Annotated in this window: 3 protein-coding genes and 1 pseudogene; all 4 read left to right on the top strand. The window is 25.4% G+C overall.

What is annotated here, in order from left to right:
- Positions 1–403, top strand: a pseudogene (locus ACTHW2_RS03865) (D-alanyl-D-alanine carboxypeptidase family protein); the annotation flags it as partial.
- Between the two features lie 28 nt (positions 404–431).
- On the top strand, positions 432–1,139 hold the full coding sequence (locus tag ACTHW2_RS03860; protein WP_442262416.1) for a pseudouridine synthase: 708 nt from the start codon (positions 432–434) through the stop codon (positions 1,137–1,139).
- Between the two features lie 8 nt (positions 1,140–1,147).
- Positions 1,148–1,726, top strand: a complete 579-nt coding sequence (locus ACTHW2_RS03855; protein WP_442262415.1) for a class I SAM-dependent methyltransferase — start codon at positions 1,148–1,150, stop codon at positions 1,724–1,726.
- Between the two features lie 26 nt (positions 1,727–1,752).
- A partial coding sequence (locus ACTHW2_RS03850) for a MurR/RpiR family transcriptional regulator (protein WP_442262414.1) occupies positions 1,753–2,357 on the top strand: 605 nt, incomplete at its 3' end.

The raw sequence follows: 2,357 nt of genomic DNA, 5'->3' as shown, positions 1-2,357 counted from the left end.
TTCTACTAGTAAGCGAGATGGGATGAACTTAATAGCAGTAAGTTTAAATGCCTATGATTGGTTTAATGATAACTATAAATTAATGGATTATGGATTTGAAAATTATCAGCCATATGTTATTTATGATAAAAATCAATTAATTCAGAAAAAGGTCATAAATAATATGAATTCAGTAGTTTATGGGTTAGCTTCCAATGAATTTATATATCCACTTTCAAATGAAGAGAGAGACCATTTAAAAATAAATTTAAATGATAATTATACAAAAACTATTCAAAAAGGAGATAAAATAGGTACAATAGAAACCTATTTAGAAGGAGTGCTTATTAAAGAGGAAGATGTAATATCTAAAAATAAAGTTAAAAGATATAATATAATAGAAAAATTACTTAAAAATAAATAAAGATACACTTAGATAAAGGGGGAAGACAATGAGACTTCAAAAATATATGGCAAAATGTGGTGTGGCATCTAGAAGAAAATCTGAGAAAATGATAGATGATGGACTAGTAAGTGTAAATGAAAAGATTGTTACTCGTCAAGGGATAAATGTAGATCCAGATAAAGATGTAGTACGAGTTAATAAAAAAATAATAAAGTTAGAAGAAAATAAAATATATATTATGTTAAATAAACCTTTGGGTTACGTAACAACTACAGATGACGAAAGAAATAGAAAGATAATAATAGATCTAATAGAGGGGGTAAAAGAACGAATATATCCCGTAGGGAGGCTTGATATGGATACTAGTGGACTTATTTTACTTACTAATGATGGAAATGTTACAAATAAGATTACTCATCCTAGAAATGAAGTTATAAAAAAATATATTGCCATAGTAGAAGGAACACCAAATAAATCAGAACTAACTAAATTCAGAAAGGGTATAATGATAGACGGAAAAAAAACTTCTCCAGCTAGTATAAAGATTGTTAAAAATTATGAAAATGAATCTATATTAGAAATAGAAATAAATGAGGGCAGAAATAGACAAGTAAGAAAAATGTGTGAAGCAATAAATCATCCAATTAAAAAACTTAAAAGAGTATCTATTGGAGAAATAGATATAGGAGGTTTACAATTTGGTGAATGGAGATATTTAGATGATGAAGAAATGAAATATATATTGTCATTATAGGGGGAAATATGAGTTATAAATTTTTAAATAATACAGTGCTAATTACAAAATCTTATATAGATAGTTATGTTAAGAGTGGACAAGTTGTATTAGATGCTACTGTAGGGAATGGCAATGATACGGCTTTATTAGCTGAAAAAGTTGGCTCCAATGGAAAAGTATATGGATTTGATATACAGGAGCATGCCATACAAAAAACAAAAGATCTTTTAAATCGATTTAATTTTTTAGAGAGGGTAGAGCTTATAAAAGATAGTCATGAAAATATACAAAAATATATCCCATGTAAATTAGATTTTATAATATATAATTTAGGGTATTTACCTGGAGGAAATAAAAGTATTATTACAAAAGCTAGTTCTACAATAAAAAGCATACATGAATCTTTGGAGTTATTAAATAATAATGGATTATTGCTTATAAATTCATATATAGGACATGAAAATGGACTTAAAGAAAAAAATGCAGTAGAAAATATGTTAAAATCTTTAAATCAAAAAAAATTTAATGTTTTAAAAAATACTTTTATAAATCAAAAAAATCATCCTCCAATATTATATATTGTAGAAAAATCTTCAGACTTATAAATCATCTCAGAAGGAGGTTATAATATATGGCAAGTTATCCTGATATAATGAAAACAATAAAAAAAAATTATTCCCAATTAAGCAAAGGTCATAAAATAATATCTACCTTTATTTTGAATAATTATGATAAAGCGGCATTTTTAACAGCATCAGCTTTAGGAGAAGCTACAGGTGTAAGTGAGTCTACAGTAGTTAGATTTTCTTTAAAATTAGGCTATAGTGGATATAGAGAATTACAAGATGAGCTTCAAGAATTTATAAAAACTAAACTTACTACAGTTCAAAGACTGAACTTAGTTAAAAATAATTATGAAGATAAAAGAAATATAATAGCGTCTACTATGGAAACTGATATGGATAATATAAAAAAAATAATAAATGAAATAGATATTTCTTCTTTTAATAAAGCTATAAAAAACATATTAGAAGCTAAACATATATATATAATAGGACTTAGAAGTTCATATTTTTTAGCTGGATATTTAAACTTTTACTTGAAATTTTTACTAGACAATGTGAGATTAATAGATATTGGTCCTAATGATATTTTTGAACAGTTATTAAATATTTCTTCAGAAGATGTTATATTAATTATTACTTATCCTAGATATTCTCAAAGAATAATGGAAGT

Origin of the sequence: Tissierella sp. (assembly GCF_052089545.1) — a bacterium.
GTDB lineage: Bacteria > Bacillota > Clostridia > Tissierellales > Tissierellaceae > Tissierella_A.
This window is presented reverse-complemented; position numbering and strand designations above follow the sequence as displayed.